The 18,296-nt window shown below is 41.7% G+C and carries 16 protein-coding genes; 8 read left to right on the forward strand and 8 right to left on the reverse strand.

The features are described from left to right. Positions 1–7 precede the first annotated feature (7 nt). A complete protein-coding gene (locus ABWV72_RS04845; protein ID WP_353369049.1) occupies positions 8–3,340 on the forward strand; it encodes an efflux RND transporter permease subunit in 3,333 nt (1,110 codons plus the stop codon). Then, positions 3,333–6,401: an efflux RND transporter permease subunit gene (locus tag ABWV72_RS04850; protein WP_353369051.1), complete on the forward strand. Its 3,069-nt coding sequence runs from the start codon at positions 3,333–3,335 to the stop codon at positions 6,399–6,401. Before ABWV72_RS04845 ends, ABWV72_RS04850 begins: the two co-directional genes overlap by 8 nt. 69 nt (positions 6,402–6,470) lie before the next feature. Here the strand turns inward: ABWV72_RS04850 and ABWV72_RS04855 are convergent, their stop codons facing one another. Further along, positions 6,471–6,875: a tellurite resistance TerB family protein gene (locus ABWV72_RS04855; RefSeq protein ID WP_216048548.1), complete on the reverse strand. Its 405-nt coding sequence runs from the start codon at positions 6,873–6,875 to the stop codon at positions 6,471–6,473. A gap of 74 nt (positions 6,876–6,949) precedes the next feature. Between ABWV72_RS04855 and ABWV72_RS04860 the strand changes: the two genes are divergently transcribed. The 6 genes from ABWV72_RS04860 (at position 6,950) to ABWV72_RS04885 (ending at position 13,589) form a co-directional block, all read left to right on the forward strand. After that, entirely contained in the window at positions 6,950–7,501 is a 552-nt protein-coding gene (locus tag ABWV72_RS04860) for an RNA methyltransferase (protein ID WP_342804516.1), read from the forward strand. Positions 7,502–7,617: 116 nt separating this feature from the next. After that, positions 7,618–8,790, forward strand: a complete 1,173-nt coding sequence (locus tag ABWV72_RS04865; protein ID WP_216048546.1) for a hydroxymethylglutaryl-CoA reductase — start codon at positions 7,618–7,620, stop codon at positions 8,788–8,790. A gap of 180 nt (positions 8,791–8,970) precedes the next feature. Further along, positions 8,971–10,269, forward strand: coding sequence for an efflux RND transporter periplasmic adaptor subunit (locus ABWV72_RS04870; protein WP_216048545.1), 1,299 nt, complete (start codon positions 8,971–8,973; stop codon positions 10,267–10,269). Positions 10,270–10,309: 40 nt separating this feature from the next. Next, positions 10,310–11,026 (forward strand): ABC transporter ATP-binding protein, encoded by a 717-nt coding sequence (locus ABWV72_RS04875; protein ID WP_303500775.1) that lies wholly within the window; start codon positions 10,310–10,312, stop codon positions 11,024–11,026. A 9-nt stretch (positions 11,027–11,035) separates the two neighbouring features. Then, complete coding sequence (locus ABWV72_RS04880) at positions 11,036–12,349, forward strand: ABC transporter permease (protein WP_303500776.1); 1,314 nt, start codon at positions 11,036–11,038, stop codon at positions 12,347–12,349. A gap of 10 nt (positions 12,350–12,359) precedes the next feature. Continuing rightward, entirely contained in the window at positions 12,360–13,589 is a 1,230-nt protein-coding gene (locus tag ABWV72_RS04885; RefSeq protein WP_342804518.1) for an ABC transporter permease, read from the forward strand. A gap of 241 nt (positions 13,590–13,830) precedes the next feature. Here the strand turns inward: ABWV72_RS04885 and ABWV72_RS04890 are convergent, their stop codons facing one another. From ABWV72_RS04890 to ABWV72_RS04920, 7 genes are all read right to left on the reverse strand, one after another. Next, positions 13,831–13,995 (reverse strand): hypothetical protein, encoded by a 165-nt coding sequence (locus tag ABWV72_RS04890; RefSeq protein ID WP_216048541.1) that lies wholly within the window; start codon positions 13,993–13,995, stop codon positions 13,831–13,833. A gap of 136 nt (positions 13,996–14,131) precedes the next feature. After that, positions 14,132–15,202 carry a molybdenum ABC transporter ATP-binding protein gene (gene modC / locus ABWV72_RS04895; RefSeq protein WP_353369056.1) on the reverse strand — a complete coding sequence of 357 codons (1,071 nt, stop codon included), beginning with the start codon at positions 15,200–15,202 and terminating at the stop codon, positions 14,132–14,134. Beyond that, complete coding sequence (gene modB / locus ABWV72_RS04900; RefSeq protein WP_216048539.1) at positions 15,199–15,882, reverse strand: molybdate ABC transporter permease subunit; 684 nt, start codon at positions 15,880–15,882, stop codon at positions 15,199–15,201. Before modB ends, modC begins: the two co-directional genes overlap by 4 nt. After that, positions 15,879–16,685: a molybdate ABC transporter substrate-binding protein gene (modA, locus tag ABWV72_RS04905; RefSeq protein WP_353369059.1), complete on the reverse strand. Its 807-nt coding sequence runs from the start codon at positions 16,683–16,685 to the stop codon at positions 15,879–15,881. Before modA ends, modB begins: the two co-directional genes overlap by 4 nt. Next, positions 16,663–17,325 carry an SDR family oxidoreductase gene (locus tag ABWV72_RS04910; protein WP_342804522.1) on the reverse strand — a complete coding sequence of 221 codons (663 nt, stop codon included), beginning with the start codon at positions 17,323–17,325 and terminating at the stop codon, positions 16,663–16,665. The genes modA and ABWV72_RS04910 overlap by 23 nt, the downstream gene beginning before the upstream one ends. 2 nt (positions 17,326–17,327) lie before the next feature. After that, positions 17,328–18,092: a 3-deoxy-manno-octulosonate cytidylyltransferase gene (gene kdsB, locus ABWV72_RS04915; protein ID WP_216048536.1), complete on the reverse strand. Its 765-nt coding sequence runs from the start codon at positions 18,090–18,092 to the stop codon at positions 17,328–17,330. Continuing rightward, on the reverse strand, positions 18,089–18,295 hold the full coding sequence (locus ABWV72_RS04920; protein ID WP_216048535.1) for a Trm112 family protein: 207 nt from the start codon (positions 18,293–18,295) through the stop codon (positions 18,089–18,091). Before ABWV72_RS04920 ends, kdsB begins: the two co-directional genes overlap by 4 nt. Position 18,296 lies beyond the last annotated feature (1 nt).

Below are 18,296 nucleotides of genomic sequence, written 5' to 3' on the forward strand. Positions count from 1 at the left end.
GTACATTATGAATTTAATTGAAATTGCGGTCAGACGTCCGGTGACAGTGTGGATGTTTACCTTAGCTGTACTCTTATTCGGATTTGTTTCTCTATCACGTTTGTCTTTGAACTTACTACCAGAGCTTTCCTACCCGACTCTAACCATTCGCACTGACTATGTAGGAGCCGCTCCAGGAGAGATAGAACAATTGGTTACCAAACCGGTTGAGGAAGCAGTAGGCATAGTCAAAGGTGTTCGCAAAGTCACTTCAGCTTCTAAAGCTGGACAGTCTGATGTAGTGCTGGAGTTTGAATGGGGCACCGAAATGGACATGGCCAGCTTAGAGGTTCGCGAAAAACTCGATGTTTTACTTTTACCCCTTGATGTTAAACGGCCTTTATTATTGCGATTCAATCCAAGTTTAGATCCTGTAATGCGCTTCGGACTAGGAACAAACAATGCCGCTTCGCCCCCCGCTAACGACTCTAAGGTAGCACAAGCGACTATGGATGAAGCGAACATGAAACAGGTTCGTACTTATGCCGAAGAACACATAAAACGCAAACTGGAGTCGGTTGAAGGTGTCGCTTCCGTTCGGGTCGGCGGTGGCCTAGAAAATGAAATCCATGTTCTGATTAATCAACATCGTACTAGTCAATTAAATATACCTTTAGCGGAAATCATTAAACGCTTGAAAGACGAAAATGTAAATGCGTCCGGTGGCCGAGTGGAAGACGGTTCGCAAGAATATTTAGTCAGAACCCTAAATCAATTTCAAACCTTAGACGATATGCGTAATTTGTATATTGCTACACGAGAAGGCAAACATATTCGTTTAAGCGACGTAGCCCAAATCAAAGATGCCTTTAAAGAACGCACCTCAGTCACCCGATTTGACGGACTCGAAGGTGTTGAAATAGCAATCTATAAAGAAGGTGACGCTAATACGGTCAATGTAGCTAACGCGGTAAAAGCCAGACTTGAATCACTGAAGCAGACATTGCCGCAGAACTACCAAATACAAATGGTCTACGACCAGTCATTATTTATCGCCAGCGCATTGGAAGAAGTAAAGTCTGCGGCCATCATAGGTGGTATTCTGGCTATGTTTATTTTGTATTTTTTCCTGAAAAATATCTGGCCCACATTAATTATTTCCATCTCCATTCCAGTATCAATTATCGCGACTTTTAATTTAATGTATAGCTACGATATCAGTTTAAACATTATGAGTCTGGGTGGCATTGCGCTGGCCATAGGTTTATTAGTTGATAACAGTATCGTAGTGCTGGAAAACATCGATAGGCATAAAAAAGACAATGCCAATACCTTAGAAGCTGCCGCGCAAGGAACAAAAGAAGTCTCAATGGCAATAGTGGCGTCTACCCTTACCACCATGGCCGTATTTTTTCCGTTAGTGTTTGTTGAAGGTATCGCTGGTCAATTATTCAGTGATCAGGCCCTTACCGTTACGTTTGCACTGGCAGCATCCTTAGTTGTAGCATTAACCCTCATCCCTATGCTTGCAGCAAGAGAAAAGTCTAATCAGCCAAGTAAAGAATTGGATTTGGGACCTAGGCCGGTTAAAGCTAAACCCACAGGCAAGTTAAAACTAACTGGATATTACCTATTTTTACCATTAACTCTTCTCGTTAAATTAATCTTTTATGTTGTACCTGTGATGGTAACCAGCATCATTTTAACTGTGTTTAGAGGGCTATCTAAAGCGCTATCAATACTATTCAAACCGGTATTGTGGGGGTTCGATAAGTTCTACAATGTCGTGTCATCAACGTATTACCATAGTCTGAATGTGGCAATGAAAGCTCGGGTTGCAGTTATTGCAATTGTGGTTACCTGTTCTGCTCTATCGCTTTTACTATTACCTAAAATCGGTTTGGAACTGATTCCACCGTTAGCCCAAGGCGAATTTAATGTTGAAATTACCTTACCTACAGGCTCTAGATTAGAAAATACCGATGAGGTATTTGCTAAACTGGCCACTTTTACGCAAAAACAACCGCAAGTAGCACGCACCTACTCTTTAGCTGGTACTGGCAGTTTAATGAATGCTTCCCCCTCCCAAGGTGGTGATCATTGGGGTAAGTTAAATGTGGTGATGAAAACTGATGCCTCTGCCCAAGACGAACAAGCTGTTGTCACAGCTATGCGTGAATACCTAATTAATCAAGCAGGTCTGGAAAGTAAATTCGGTACACCGGAACTATTCAGTTTTTCGACTCCACTGGTGGTGGAAATTTCAGGATATGACTTGTCGATGTTAAAACGTTACGGTGACAAGCTAGCACAAGCTCTTTCTAAAAATAGACGATTTGCCGATATAAAAAGCTCGTTGCAAAATGGCAACCCTGAATTAAAAGTGCAGTTCGACCATGCCAAACTGGCCCAATTAGGACTCAATGCACCGGATGTTTCAAAGTTAATAGCGGCCAAAATTGGTGGCGAAGTGGCAAGTCAATTTAGTGTCGATGATCGTAAAGTGGATATTTTAGTCAGAAACCAAGTTACCCAACGAGACTCAATCCAAGATATTTCACAAATAGTGGTAAACCCAAATAGCAATAACGTCATCCCCTTAGCCGCTGTGGCTTCTATTGAGATGTCAGTCGGTCCAAGTGAAATAACCAGAGTGGGTCAACAACGGGTGGTACTGGTCACTGCTAACCTTAATTACGGTGATTTAGGTGCGGCTGTAATCGACGCTCGCTCAGCCATTGATGAAATCAACTTACCCGTTAGTTTACAAGCTAGGATCACCGGCCAAAGTGAAGAAATGGAGTCGAGTTTTAATTCCCTTTATATGGCCCTGGCCTTGGCGATTTTTATGGTATATCTGGTGATGGCCTCGCAGTTTGAGTCCTTATTGCATCCATTTTTAATTTTATTCACTGTTCCCATGGCCTGCGCAGGTTCAATTTATGGTTTATTTTTAACCGGCACAAATATCAGTGTGGTGGTATTCATTGGCTTGATTATGCTCGCTGGAATAGTGGTAAATAACGCCATAGTGCTAATTGATAGAATTAATCAATTACGTGCAAAAGGCGAAGATAAGATGACCGCAATTAAACAAGCTGCGCACAGTCGTTTACGCCCTATCCTAATGACCACCTTAACCACTATATTAGGCCTCCTTCCAATGGCAATTGGTTTAGGTGAAGGATCGGAAATTCGCACACCTATGGCTATTACAGTAATTTTTGGATTGTTGTTCGCAACCTTCCTAACTCTATTTATGATCCCCGTGTTGTATAGCATATTTGATCGCAAATCATTTATCCCAGAAGTGAACCAAAGCACAACCGACAAGCCAAACAGTGAGGTGGTTTATGGATAAGTTTGCCCACGCTGGCGCTGCATTGGCAAGCTTTGCCATACGTCGTCCAGTAACCATTTCCATGTTATTCTTTTCTCTGTTAATCATGGGGTTAGCGGCCAGTAAAATGCTGCCTTTAGAGAAGTTTCCGGGCATTGATTTTCCAGAAATTTTTATTCAGGTTCCCTATAAAGATGCCACGCCTGCAGAAATCGATAAAATGATCACCCAACCGGTGGAAGAAGCATTAGCCACAATGTCGGGCATCAAACGACTGCGCTCTCGTTCTACTGAAAACAATGCAGAAATTCAGATACAGTTTGATTGGGATGCCAATATCAAAGCTAAAAGCATCGAAGCACGAGAGAAAATCGATGCTATCCGCCACCTTTTGCCAGATGATGTAGAGCGAGTTCTAGTCTTCAAGTTCAACCTAAAAGATATGCCAGTTTTTCAACTTAGATTGTCGAGTGACCGTGATATTTCTAACTCGTATGATTTACTGGAGCGCAACCTAAAAATGCCGATCGAGCGCATTAAAGGTGTCTCAAAAGTTGAATTATATGGTGTTCAGAAAAAACAAATATCGATTCGCTTAGATCCTCAACGCATTGCAGCTTTGCACATTGATACGGCTAAATTAACCAAAATCCTGCGCGATGCCAACTTCTCCATGACGGCTGGTCAGTTTTTTGATTTGGACCAAAAAATCACAGTCAATCCAATTGGCGAATACCGTAGCAAACAGGAAATTGAAGATCTCATTATCCAACGGAATGTACGTTTGAACGACATTGCCAGTGTGAAATATGAAACCCCTAGAGCAGAAGAAGGACGCCACTTAGATCGCACCCATGCGATTGGTCTCAATATCTTTCGTGAGTCAGGTGCTAACTTAGTGGAGGTATCCGACGCGGTTATGCAAGAGATTGAAAAAGCTCGAAACAGCACCGCGTTTAATGGCATTAACGTATTTATCATGGATGATGAGGCGGATTCTGTTACCACTTCGCTGCAAGACCTGCTCAATTCGGGCTTGCTCGGTGCCATCCTCTCTATCATTGTATTGTATTTATTCTTACGTAACCTTGCTACTACCCTAGTTGTGGTCCTATCGGTGCCATTTGCAATTTGTATCACCTTGGCCTGTATGTACTTCTTAGGATATAGCCTCAATATATTGTCTTTAATGGGCTTAATGTTGGCGGTTGGCATGCTGGTGGATAATGCTGTTGTGGTTACTGAAAGCATTTTCCAAGCACGGGAAGAAGAACCTGACCCTGTGGAAGCAACTAAGAAAGGGGTTGCTTTGGTGAGTTTAGCTGTTATCGCTGGAACGGCGACCACAGCCATCGTTTTTCTACCCAATATAGTTGGCGCCAAAGAAGAGATAACCGTATTTCTTGAACATGTAGCCGTATCTATCTGCATTTCACTGTTTGCGTCATTAATTTTAGCGCAGACACTCATTCCTTTATTAACCACTAAGCTAAAAATTAAAGCGAAACCTAAACAAGTGAAGCCATCAAAGATCAAAAATGTTTATGCTTCTATTTTAACTTGGACCTTAGAGAATCAAGGAAAAACCGCGCTTGTTGCTGTACTCATATTAATCAGCACTATGATCCCCATGAACTTATTAAAGAGCGACGAACAAAACAATGGTAATAATGGCCGAATTTGGTTGAACTATAATGTTCAGGCCAACTATAGCCTCAAGGAAGTTGAAAAAACCGTGGCTAAAATGGAAGACTATTTATACGCCAATAAAGAAAGATTTCACATCAAACAGGTATATAGCTATTTCACTGCGGGAGAAGCGGTATCTGGCTTAACTCTAGAAGATGAAATCCCGATGAAAATCGCCGATCTAAAAAAGTTAATTAAAGATGAGTTCCCTGCATTTGCACGTGCAAAACCTTCTTTTCAGTGGGATGAAGGCAGTGGTGGCGGTGTCAAAATATCGTTATTTGGACAGTCATCTGAAACCTTAATGCAAATTGCCAGTGAAATTGTACCAGTGTTGAGTAGCGTTAATGGTTTAACAGACGTTAAGGCTGATATAGATGGTCAAAATTATGAGTTACAAATTAAAGTAGATAGAGACAAAGCCTTTCGTTTTGGATTAAACACCAATGATGTTGCCACTATTATTAGCACGGCATTACGAGGGGCAAATCTGCGAACCTTTAGAAATGACAGTAATGGTGAAATAGACATTCGTTTGCTTTACGATGAAACACTGCAAACCTCTATAGACGCATTACGTAACTTAACGGTGTCTAGAAACCTTGATCAAAATGTCACTTTGGATATGTTGGCTGACTTAACGATTAAACCAAGAATGTCACAAATTCAGCGGGACGGCAGGCAAACGGCACTAAGTATTGGGGCTAATTTAGAAAGTGAACTCACCATCGAAGAAGCACAAGAACGTATTGAATCTATAATGGCAAATGTGCAACTGCCCAGCGGTTATAGTTGGGCGTTAGATGGCAGTTTCCAACGTCAAGACGAAGATGAAGGCGTGATGATCACAAATATGATCCTAGCCGTGTGTATGATTTATATTGTTATGGCAGCGCTTTTCGAATCATTATTATTACCCACATCGGTATTAACTTCGTTGATTTTTTCATTTACTGGGGTATTTTGGGCGTTTTTAATTACAGGCAATCCAATGACCGTAATGGGCATGATTGGGATGCTGATTTTAATGGGAATAGTGGTAAATAACGGTATTGTATTGGTCGACCGGATTAATCAATTAGTAAATCAAGGAATGACTGTACACAACGCCATTATTGAAGGTTGTCTCACCCGAGTACGCCCTATTTTGATGACCGTCTCTACAACTGTGCTAGGACTTTTACCACTTGCGTTTGGCGACATGAGTATTGGCGGTGACGGCCCTTCCTATTCGCCGATGGCGATAGCCATAATCGGTGGTTTGTTGTTTAGCACCCTCACCAGTTTATTTTTAGTACCACTAACCTATTTGCTACTGCTGAAATTGCGTCGAAACACGATAGAAATGATTGCTGACAGCAAGCTGTTGGTCTCGAGGTTAATTCGAACTTAAATGGAACAGTGCGCTAATAATTCAAGCCGTATGCTAAGGGCTCAAGTATCAAGCTAAGGGCTTTTGCTCTTAGCGTTTATCTGCCAATTTAACCATTAAAAATTCTATCGCAGCCTTTTCAGATTCATCTAATTGACCGTCGGCACGTGAGATGTCTACGGCCAGCTGTAACGCTTGTTCTTTCATCCAAGGGTCGGATAACAAAATCGCGCGATGGGCTAAAAAGTTTTCAATTTCATTTTCAGCTATCGCATCAATAACTTTACTCTCTACCGTATTGTAATAATCCAATTTATCGGTTTCACTAGACCATTCTAGTTGCGCTAACCAACCTTGCATATAGCTTCTTTCTTGCTCATCTATGACGCCATCAATCATCACAAACATAAGTGCAATATCAAATAAAGCCTGACGTTGAATTTGATCTTTGCACTGACCTAAATCCAATGCTTGAATAAATATAGTAAACCTCATCAAATTGCTCCATGGTGTTTTATAATCCAATCTAAAGTATCCTAGTCCAAACTATCACATCATGCTAATCAAAAATGGACAAACCCCAACAACAAAATCAATCGAATCATTATATTGTCGGTCTCATTAATCCTAAAAGCCCTACCAATGTGGGAGCTGCGCTGCGCGCTGCTGGGTGTTATTCAGCAAAATCAATTGTGTATACAGGCAAACGTTATGAGCACGCGAAAAATTTCGCTACCGATACAAAAAATGCAAATGCACACATACCGCTAACGGGCAAAGAAAACATATTTGATGACTTACCTGCTGGTTATCGAAAAATCGCCTTTGAGCTGGTAGAGGGCGCGACACCACTGCCTCATTTTCAACATCCTGACAAAGCTATTTATGTTTTTGGGCCTGAGGATGGCTCCATACCACAACAGATCCTCAATCAGTGTGACGAGATACTGTATGTCCCTACCATAGGTTGTATGAATTTAGCGGCCTCAGTGAATGTCGTGCTCTACGACCGTATGGCAAAACAACAAAACACGGTTTATTCCGATGACATCATTCGCAGCAGCCGAGACACTAATAATAAACTTAAACGGAAAATGACCAGCAACGCCCAACAAAATTAACAATTATTTTACATATTTTTGATAAAAAAATTGTCTAAGTAGGTGTAATTATGTATTAATTGAAAGACAGCGTTTATTGCAAAACCTGCACTCTATCGATAATAAGGAAATCTACTATGTCTGAAGATACTCGGATTCCCCGTAACTCAGAAAATGATCACACTGTTGAAATGGCCAAAACCAGACGGGAGTTTCTGAAACAAAAAACCGGTACTGATTTAAAATACACGGGTGAATTCAGTATTGATCCAGGTGTATTACCAGGCAATATTGAAAACTTTATTGGAATCGTACAGATGCCAGTAGGTATTGCCGGTCCAGTGCAAATTAATGGTGAACATGCCAAAGGTTTATTTTACGTCCCACTTGCCACCACTGAAGGTACATTAGTGGCCAGTTACAGCCGTGGAATGCGTGTCATAAATGAATGTGGCGGGGTAAAAACGACGGTAGTTGAAGGTTGGATGCAACGTGCTCCAGCGTTTATCTTTGAAGATGCCAGACAAGCCCGTGACTTTGGACAATGGGTAGAACAAAATTTTGAGCAAATAAAAGCCGTATCCGAAACCACAACCAGTATTGGCAAATTAGAGCATATTCAACAATGGTCAGTGGCGAAAACACAATACTTGCGTTTCAACTACACCACCGGTGATGCTGCGGGTCAAAATATGGTGGGCAAAGCGACCCTTGTCGCCTGTGAATGGATTAAAGCAAACTCCCCCATCCCCTGCATGTATTTGCTTTCTGGCAACATGGATACCGATAAAAAACACTCTCATCTAAATATGCTGCATTCAAGAGGCAAGCGCGTGATCGCCGAGATCATCTTGAAAAAAGAAGTGTTAGCTCGTGTCATGAATGTGGATACAAAAGTGCTAGCAGGTGCTACTACGCTAGCGAATAATGGCGCGCAATTAGCCGGTGCGGCTTATAATGGACCCCACTCAGCTAATGGCATCGCGTCTTTATATATTGCCACCGGTCAAGATGAAGCGAATGTAGTTGAGTCTCATGCGGGTATGTTATCCCATGAATTATTAGACAATGGTGATTTTTATCTTGCGGTTACCTTACCTTCATTAATAGTTGCCACCTTTGGTGGCGGTACAGGTTTACCTACACAAAATGAATGTTTACAGCTATTAGATTGTGTGGGCAAAGACAAAGCCAATAAATTTGCTGAAATCGTTGCTGCGACCGTATTAGCCGGTGACATTTCATTAGCTTGCGCCGTCATTGCCGGCCACTGGGTAAGCAGCCATGACAAAATGGGCCGTAATCGCTAACCCACAAATTTATATAAGTAGCGCGCTCGTGTCTATCGAGCGCTATTTTTAAGCAATATTCCCTATGACATGCCGCGCTTAGTAACACCCATTTAAAATTTATTTTAAGATCATTTAAACCTTTTTTATTCTGGCTGCGACTTACTCTGTGATTGTTCTAATAATTTCAGAGAAAACACCATGAAAATTGAAGATACCAGTGGACAAGATGTCGTACTGGCTAGCAAAAAAAATAAAAAACCACTGTTCATAATTATCGGCATTAGCGTAGTGTTAATCGTTTGCTATTTTAGCTTAGCACCGGCTTTTAGTAATTGGTCAAGTTCAGACCATTCGGTTTCAGCTCAGCGTTTACGACTTGCCACCGTGCACAAAGGTGATCTGGTTAGAGATTTGTCTGTACAAGGCAGAGTTGTAGCCTCTATTAGTCCCCGTCTGTATAGCCCAGCCCAAGGTACTATTACTTTTAAAGTGGATGCCGGTGATTCGGTGACTATCAATCAAGTGTTAGCATTGATCGACAGCCCAGCGTTGACCAATGAACTAAAACAAGAAGAGTCCAGTTTACAGCGTTCGCAAATGGAGTTGGACAGAGAAAAAATACAAGCGAAAAAACAAGCACTGGAAAATCAAAAAGCCGTCGATCTTGCATTGGTCTCACTCACTGCCGCGGATCGAGAAAAACGCCGTGCAGACAAAGCCTATGCTACCCACTCCATAAGCCAGATCGATTATGAAAAAGCACAAGATGATCTGCAAAATGCCAAACTCGTTCACCAACATGCGGTGCACGATGCTCAGTTAAACCAAGAGAGTTTAGCCTTTGAAATTCAAACCAAACAACTGCAATTGGAACGACAAGCTTTGCTGGTTGATGAATTAACACGCAAAGTGGACGAATTGACAATGCGCTCTCCAGTCAATGGCATCGTCGGTAATTTAGCGGTACAGCAAAAAAACCAAGTTACACAAAACCAGCCCATTTTAAGCGTGGTGGACTTATCAGAATTCGAGTTAGAAGTTGATATTCCAGAAAGCTACGCCGACGATTTGGCGATTGGTATGCTTGCAGAAGTTAGTTTCAATGGCGAAACGCACTTGGCCACCCTAGTCACTATCTCACCTGAAATAGAGAACAATCAAGTGAATGGGAGAGTGCGTTTCGCCTCCCACAATGCTGCAGGAGAAGCCTTAGAACAGCCACAAGGATTGCGTCAAAACCAACGCCTAACCACGCGCATCCTAATGGAAAGTAAGGAAGATGTGTTAATGGTGCAACGAGGACAGTTCTTAGACAGTGGCAGTGGCCGCATTGCATATCTGGTTAAAGACGGAATGGCAGAAAAAACGCCGATTTCCACCGGAATTAGAAGTTTATCCAATGTTGAAATAATGCAAGGTCTGAATGCCGGAGACACCATCATCATTTCCGGTACAGAACAATTCAACGGTGCGCAGCGAATTCTCATCACCAATTAATCACTCCTACATTAAAAGCAAAAAGAATTAAGGAAAGCACATGTTAACAATGACAGACGTAAAAAAAGTATTTCGTACTGATTTGGTTGAAACCCACGCCTTACGTGATTTCAATTTACAGGTAGATGAAGGTGAATTTGTCGCCGTCACTGGCCCTTCTGGCTCTGGAAAAACCACCTTTTTAAACATTGCAGGTTTGTTAGAAACCTTCGAAGGTGGTACTTACCAGCTAGATGGTCAAGATGTCAGTCGTCTTAATGACAAAAAACGCAGCCAACTAAGAAATGAAAAAATAGGGTTCATTTTTCAAAGTTTCAATCTTATCCCTGATCTAAACCTGTTCGATAATGTAGATGTGCCCCTTCGTTACCGCGGATTTAAAAGTAATGAACGCAAAAAACGGATTGAAGAAAGTCTCGAATTAGTCGGCTTGGCTAACCGAATGAAGCATTTACCCTCGCAACTTTCAGGTGGGCAGCAACAACGTGTCGCCATTGCCCGAGCTTTAGCCGGTGATCCACGGTTCTTACTTGCCGATGAACCAACCGGAAATTTGGACACTAAAATGGCATTAAGTGTATTGGAGCTACTCAAACAAATTAATGACCAAGGCACGACTATCGTTATGGTGACCCATGATCAACATTTGGCTTCCCAAGCCAAACGCAATATATACGTACGAGATGGCAAAGTCAGTGAATTAACTGACTCATCTGAGCCCACTATCGCTGAGCTTAATCAAGCGGCCAACGGATAAGGAAAAATAATGTTTACTTATTATCTGCGTTTGGCCCTAAAAAGCATCAAGCGAAACCCTATTTTAAGTGCACTGATGATCACCGCTATTGGTCTTGGTATTGGTGCAAGTATGACTACGGTAACAGTTAACTATCTGATGTCAGCTAATCCCATTCCCCATAAAAGTGAACAACTTTTCTATGTGCAATTAGACAGTTGGTCACAGTTTGAACCTGCCCGCGAGCCGAATGAGCCACCGGATCAAATCACCTGGACTGAAGCCACCAATTTGATGCAAGCAAAACAAGCGTATCGGCAAACAGCCATGGCTTCTACCGGCGGTGTTGTCGAACCTCAAGGTCAAGATGAGAAGCCCTTTATGGCCAGCATTCGTTTAGCCTTTTCTGATTTTTTCCCGATGTTTGATGCCCCTTTTTTGTTTGGCAGTGGCTGGCCTGATAGCAGCGATGACAATAGAGAATATGTGGTGGTGATCAGCAAAGCCACGAATGAACGTGTGTTTGGAGGAGAAAACTCTGTTGGTCGTACGATTCGGATTGTAGGCGAAAACTTCCGAGTGGTGGGTGTTTTAAACGATTGGCTGTTAGTGCCACGGTTTTATGATGTCACCACTGGTGCCTTTGATGAAACCGAAGAAGTCTTTATGCCGTTTTATATGAAGCAAGAATTAGAATTATCTAATGGCGGCAATACCAATTGTTGGAAAACCCCAGAAGGTGAAGGTTTTGCTGCATTTTTACAATCTGAGTGTGTTAACTATCAGATGTGGGTTGAACTTAGAAACGCAAATGAAAAAGCCCAGTACATGGATTTTTTAAATAACTATGTCAACGAACAAAAAGCCTTAGGACGTTTTGCCCGCCCATTGAACAACCGCCTTTCTAACGTCATGGAATGGATGGAAAACCAAGAAGTGGTTGCCGACGACGCCCAAATCATGATGTGGGTGTCCTTTATGTTTTTATTAGTTTGCCTGCTTAATACCATAGGTTTGTTGCTGGCAAAATTTACTGGAAAAGCTGCAGAAATAGGTTTACGCAGAGCGGTAGGCGCGTCTAAAACAGACCTGTTTATTCAGCATATCGTCGAAACGGCCTGCATTGGCATAGCCGGCGGTATTTTGGGACTGGGTTTAGCCTTTCTTGGACTCGAAGGTATTAAATCTTTGTACGGTGAGTTTGTGCAAAATTTAGTTGGACTGGATATTACCATGATGGCCAGTGCGATTTTACTTGCGTTAGTTTCGAGTATTTTAGCCGGCATGTACCCTACTTGGCGCGCCTGTAACATCGCCCCAGCCAGCCAATTAAAAAGTCAATAAGGAGAAGACTATGAGCTCTAATCAATGGGAAATTGGTCCAATCTTTCGTGCTTTAATGCGCAACAAGGTGGGTGCCATTTTGATTGCAATACAAATTGCCGTCACTATGACAATAGTGGTCAATTCAATATTTATTATTCTTGAACGTGCGCAACGTATCGAGCGAGAAAGCGGCATCGATGAGGCCAATAGCTTTTACCTAACCACTACAGGTTTTGGTACGAGTTTTGATCCTAAAAGTACCGCCATTGATGATTTAGCATTAATCCGCGCTACGCCTGGGGTACTAGATGCAATCCAAATTAACGCCATTCCTGTCAGTGGTGGTGGCTGGTCGATGAGTTTTCAAACTGAACCAGGCGAAGAAAAAGAAAGCGAAGGCGCTGCGATTTATATGGTCGATGAACACGCCATCAATGCACTTGATTTAGAAGTAATTGCCGGTGAAAACTTCTTACCGAACGACGTGAGGTGGCGGCAACGAAGTGTGACCGATTGGCCTGATAATGTACTTATTACTAAAGTCCTTGCGGAGTCTTTATTTGCGGATATCCCTTATCAAAATGTAGTGGGTAAAACCATTTATATTCGTCAAACAGAACCTATGATCGTAAAAGGGATTGTCGATAAAATTCAAGCTCCTTGGGTGGGTTGGGATGACTTAGAACACACAGTTCTTACACCGGAGTTAACCGAGTTTGAGTCCAATCGCTACTATATCCGCGCTCTACCAGGACAACGTGATGCAATAATGCCGATTATTGAAGAAGCGCTAGCCTCATCAAATAAACAACGCATTATTCGCAACATGCGTACCGTTCAAGAAACACGAGAACGCAGCTATCGCGGAGATACCGCGATGATAAAAATACTTTCAACCACTATGGTAATCCTTACCATAGTAACCGGGTTAGGTATTGTTGGTTTAGCCAGCTTTAGTGTTAATCGTCGTAAAAAACAAATAGGCACACGGAGAGCGTTAGGGGCAAGTCAAGGGTCGATTGTGCGTTACTTCATGATTGAGAATTTTTTGATAAGCACTGTAGGTGTCGTCTTAGGTGCCGTACTAACAGTTGGTTTAAATATGTTGTTAGTGAATATGTTTAGCCTGAATGCACTAGATTGGTATTTTGTGCCCGCAGGTATGTTAGTACTTTGGATTGTAGGGCAAATAGCGGTATTTGGCCCCGCACAAAAAGCCGCGAATATCCCGCCGGCATTGGCCACTAGAACGGTCTGAAATCGTAAAAAAAAAGCGGAAATTCTTTTAAAGAATTTCCGCAAACAACTTCTACTTAGGAAAATTGGGACAGAACGCCCAATAATTATTTCGCTTTTTTAAGCTGCTTTTTCAATTTTGCTAGTTTATTTTTTTGCTTTGCGATTTTCGCTTTACTGGTCTTAATTTTTGCTTTCAAAGTCTTTACTTTAGCCATGCTGGCATCTCCTTAAAAAATGATGAAAATACAAACACTAATCGATTAATCTCGATCCTTGTGTTGTTTTAAGAAATCACGAATAAAACGCCGAACTTCACGGGCTGCGCTTGTATCTAACTCGTCACAAAGCTTCACAAATTCAGCTCGTTCCTGATCATTAATCCTAACAATTAGCTGGCTATTTTTCTTTGATTTTTTATGCTGCAAAATAATCTCCAAAACGCCAATTAAAAGTAAGGTTTGCTCTCGTGATGAGGCAATATTGACCGATATCCATATGATAGTCAATGTATATACATTGCATAGTCATTGTTAATACACTTTTCTGATCATCTGCATACACTTACTTTAAAACAACACCTTTGATTTGTGCGAACACTCGAAGATGTTTGGCTAACTTTAATTGCTCAAAGGATCGTTGGGTAATTTGACTGAGAATGACACTAGTGCCTACTTTCAATTTTAAAATAACACTACCGTTTGCAGTGAACTTAAAATCCATTATGTCGGCTGGCAGCACATTAAGGATACTGGTATCTGCAGCCCGGGATAAACTCACACTGACGTCTTTTGCGTGTATCACCACCTTCATTCGTTGATCTATTGGTTTGTTGATAACACTTACCCAAAGCTGTCCAGCTTGGGTTTTTAAAGCGCTGACATGCTGTTGCTCATCAATCAATTCAACCTTGGCACTTAATACACTTTGAAGATCTGATCCCAAGGTCAATGGTTGATTGAGATCTGTGAGTAATTCTGTACTTTCCCCCTGCCCTGTAATACCTGTTTTATCCATCAACACTACCTGTTTAGCAACTCGGGCCAATTCAGACTTAGAATGGGTAACATAGATGACGGGTATCGCAATTTGTTCAAGTAAAGGTTCTAAATAATCTAAAAATTGGCTTTTAAGTTGCTCATCTAAAGCAGACAGCGGCTCATCCATCAATAATAAATCGGGTTGTGTCGCTAAAGCTCTGACGATAGCGACTCTTTGCTGCTCGCCACCTGATAATGTTTTAGGTAAGCGATTTAACAAGGGAGTTAACTGCAATAATTCAATTAACTGCGAAACATCAAACCGCTTTTTGCGACCTTTATGGGCTTTTAATCCTTGGTAAAAGTAAATATTTTGCGCAACATTTAGATGTTCAAACAAACTCGGTTGTTGAAACACCATACCGATATGACGGTTCTCAGGGGCAATCCATGTACTCGCATTCTGCCAAACTTTTTTATCAAAATTGACTTCAGCGTTCGGATATTTATCTAATCCAGCAATAACCCTCAGCAAAGTTGTTTTACCCGCACCAGATGGACCGAAGATGGCCGTCACACCAGCACTGTTAACATCTAGTTTAACGTCAATCGTTCTACTCTTTAGTGGTTTCGAGAAACGTACCAATAGGCTCATTTATTCACCACTTTGAAACCTTTGTTGGTTGCATAAACAATTAACAACAAAACAAACGAAAACAACAACAATGTGCCTGCTAACCAATGTGCCTGTTGATACTCAAGTGATTCTACGTGTTCGTATATTGCGATTGAAACCACTTGAGTTTGACCAGGAATATTACCTCCAATCATTAACACTACACCGAACTCTCCTAAGGTATGAGCAAACCCTAAGACTGCAGCACTGATGATCCCTGGTTTTAACAATGGAATGATAATCCGAAACAAGCGTTCTGACTTTGACGCCCCTAACGTTGCAGCTACATCTAACGGACGTTGTTGCAAATTTACAAATGCAGTTTGCAGGGGTTGAATGACAAACGGCAAAGAATAGATGCAAGAGCCTATGATCAAGCCGGTAAAACTAAAGGCTAAATTACCAGTTCCTAGCGCATTGGATATTTCTCCCAACACCCCATTTGGACTCATCAAAATTAATAAATAGAAACCAAGAACGGTAGGAGGTAAAACTAAAGGAAGCGCCACTAATGCTTCAAATATAAACTTATAACGCCACTTAGATTTAGCTAACCAAAAGCTTAATGGAAAGCCTATCACTAATAATAAAACGGTGGATATAAGTGCTAATTTAATGGTTAGCCAAAAGGCTATTAAATCCGTTTCGCTTAACATCATGGCAAGATGTAACCATTTTGCTGAATGATGGTTTGAGCAGGTTCAGTAAATAAAAAGGCTGCGAATTGGGCAGTATTTTTATTATTGGACAGTAAAATTCCTTGTTGCCTTATGGGTTGATAATCTGTCGTCAGCAACTCAGAAAACGCACTGATAGGCTCTTCCTTCATCATACTCAACGCAACTATGGCAACTTGCGCATTGCCTGATTTCACAAATTGCATGGCTTGATTAATATTTTCTCCCATTACAATTTTATCACTTACTGCTTGCCAAATGCCTTTACCCAGTAGCCAATTTTTAGCCGCTACCCCATAAGGTGCCAGTTTTGGATTGGCAATCGCAATATGTTCAACACGATTGTTGGCTAACTGGCTAAACGAAAACTGCGTTGATTCAATACTCGGATGAAACACTACTAGCTTCCCATAGGCATAGGTAAATGCCTTGTGTTGTTTGGAAAAACCTAGCGCTTCCAACTGTTGAGGGCGTACATCGTCGGCGGACAAAAATATATCGAATGGCGCGCCGTGGGAAATTTGCGCATACAATTTTCCGGTAGAGGCTGCGCTAATTAAAACTTTGCTATTGTGGGTGCGTTCAAACTCAGACTTTAATTGTTTTAACGTAGATAAAAAGTTACTTGCAACCGCCACATGAATCACTTGATTCGCCGCTGCACTGTGCAGATAAAAAAGAAAGAGTACCCCACACAGCACTCGAACTAATTTTCCGGTATAGCGTTGTTTAAGTTTTTGCATGGGGTTTAACAGAAATACTTTACCAAGGTAAAATCTCACCATTGGAATGCCAAAAGCTACCAGTATTATCTAAATTTAACTCTTCAATGCGAGTCAATAGACGCGATGCTGCATCTTGTGCTGAGATATCTCCACCATAACTGACCATTTCAGTTTGAACATAGCCAGGGTGCAATAACGCAACAGCTATGCCACGTTCCTTAAGATCGTTTGCCATAGAAACACCGACGGCATTAAGGGCAGCTTTAGACATTCGATAGCCGTAATAACCACCAGAGCTATTGTCGGTCAACGATCCCATTCGACTGGTGATATGAGCTACTTTAGCGCCTTTTTTAAGCTGCTCTAGCAAGGTTTGGGTAACGAGTAACGGGCCTAGGGCATTGACTCTAAATTGATGTTCAATCGTATGAGGGTCCCATTCTTTTATAGAATCTCTACCTAACACGCCAGCGTTATTGATTAATAAATCAATTTTCACATCTTTTATTTTGGCTAATGCACTCGGTAGTGAGTCGGGATTGCCTACATCGACTTTTGTAACGACCTTAGCTCCACTTTTATCTAACTCGTCCGAACTGTTACGACATAACGCATACACGTCCCAACCTTGGGCTAAAAGCTGCTTGGTTAATTCCAACCCAATACCGCGATTTGCACCGGTTATAACTGCATTTGGCATTATCACTCTCCATTTTGTAAGGTTTGAATCAGCTTTTCTAAATCTTCAGGAGTATCAATTCCTGTTGGTGGCGCTTTTTGCGCTTCATCAACATGGATGCGTTCTCCATGCCATAAAACACGCAATTGTTCTAATGATTCTATCTGTTCAAGCCCTGATGGCGCCATATTGACATATTGCTTAATAAAGCCAGCTCGATAGGCATAAATACCAATATGTCTTAGGTAAAAATCACCGATTTCATCAATACTGTCGGCGTCCATAAAGCGTGATCTGTCATAGGGTATTGCTGAGCGAGAAAAATACAACGCATAGCCCATCTTATCGGTTACGACTTTTACCACGTTTGGATTGAAGGCGTCTTCAACATCGGTAATCTTGACTCCCAAGGTCGCCATTTCAGCGTCTTTATATTGAAATAAATTCTCTGCTACTTGGCGTATATTCTCGGCGGGGATAAAAGGTTCGTCCCCCTGCACATTGACAACTAATTCGTGTGCTAACAAACCTTCGACATCCACCACTTCTGCCAGCCTTTCCGTGCCTGATTCGTGATGTGCAGCTGTCATACAGTAATTACCACCAAAATCGGTGACGGTTTTTGCTATACGCGCATCATCGGTAGCCACTATCACTCGGGTAGCCCCTGCTTCCAGCGCTCTCTCATAAACGTGTTGAACCATTGGTTTACCGCCAATTTCAACTAGTGGTTTTCCAGGAAACCGCGTAGATGCATAGCGAGCAGGAATAATCACGGTAAATTTCATTGTTTCGCTTTATCCAAATTTTCTATATCAGTGGATGTTAACTCCCGTGCTTCATTTTCAAGCATAACCGGAATATTATCTTTAATTGAATATGCTAACCGGTCAAACCGACAAATCAACTCAGAATCTTTAGCCTGATATTGCAGCTTACCTTTACATACTGGACACGCCAGTATTTCCAGTAGTTTTTTATCAAATGCCATT

It is taken from the genome of Aliiglaciecola sp. NS0011-25 (assembly GCF_040370605.1).
Taxonomy (GTDB): Bacteria; Pseudomonadota; Gammaproteobacteria; order Enterobacterales; family Alteromonadaceae; genus Aliiglaciecola; species Aliiglaciecola lipolytica_A.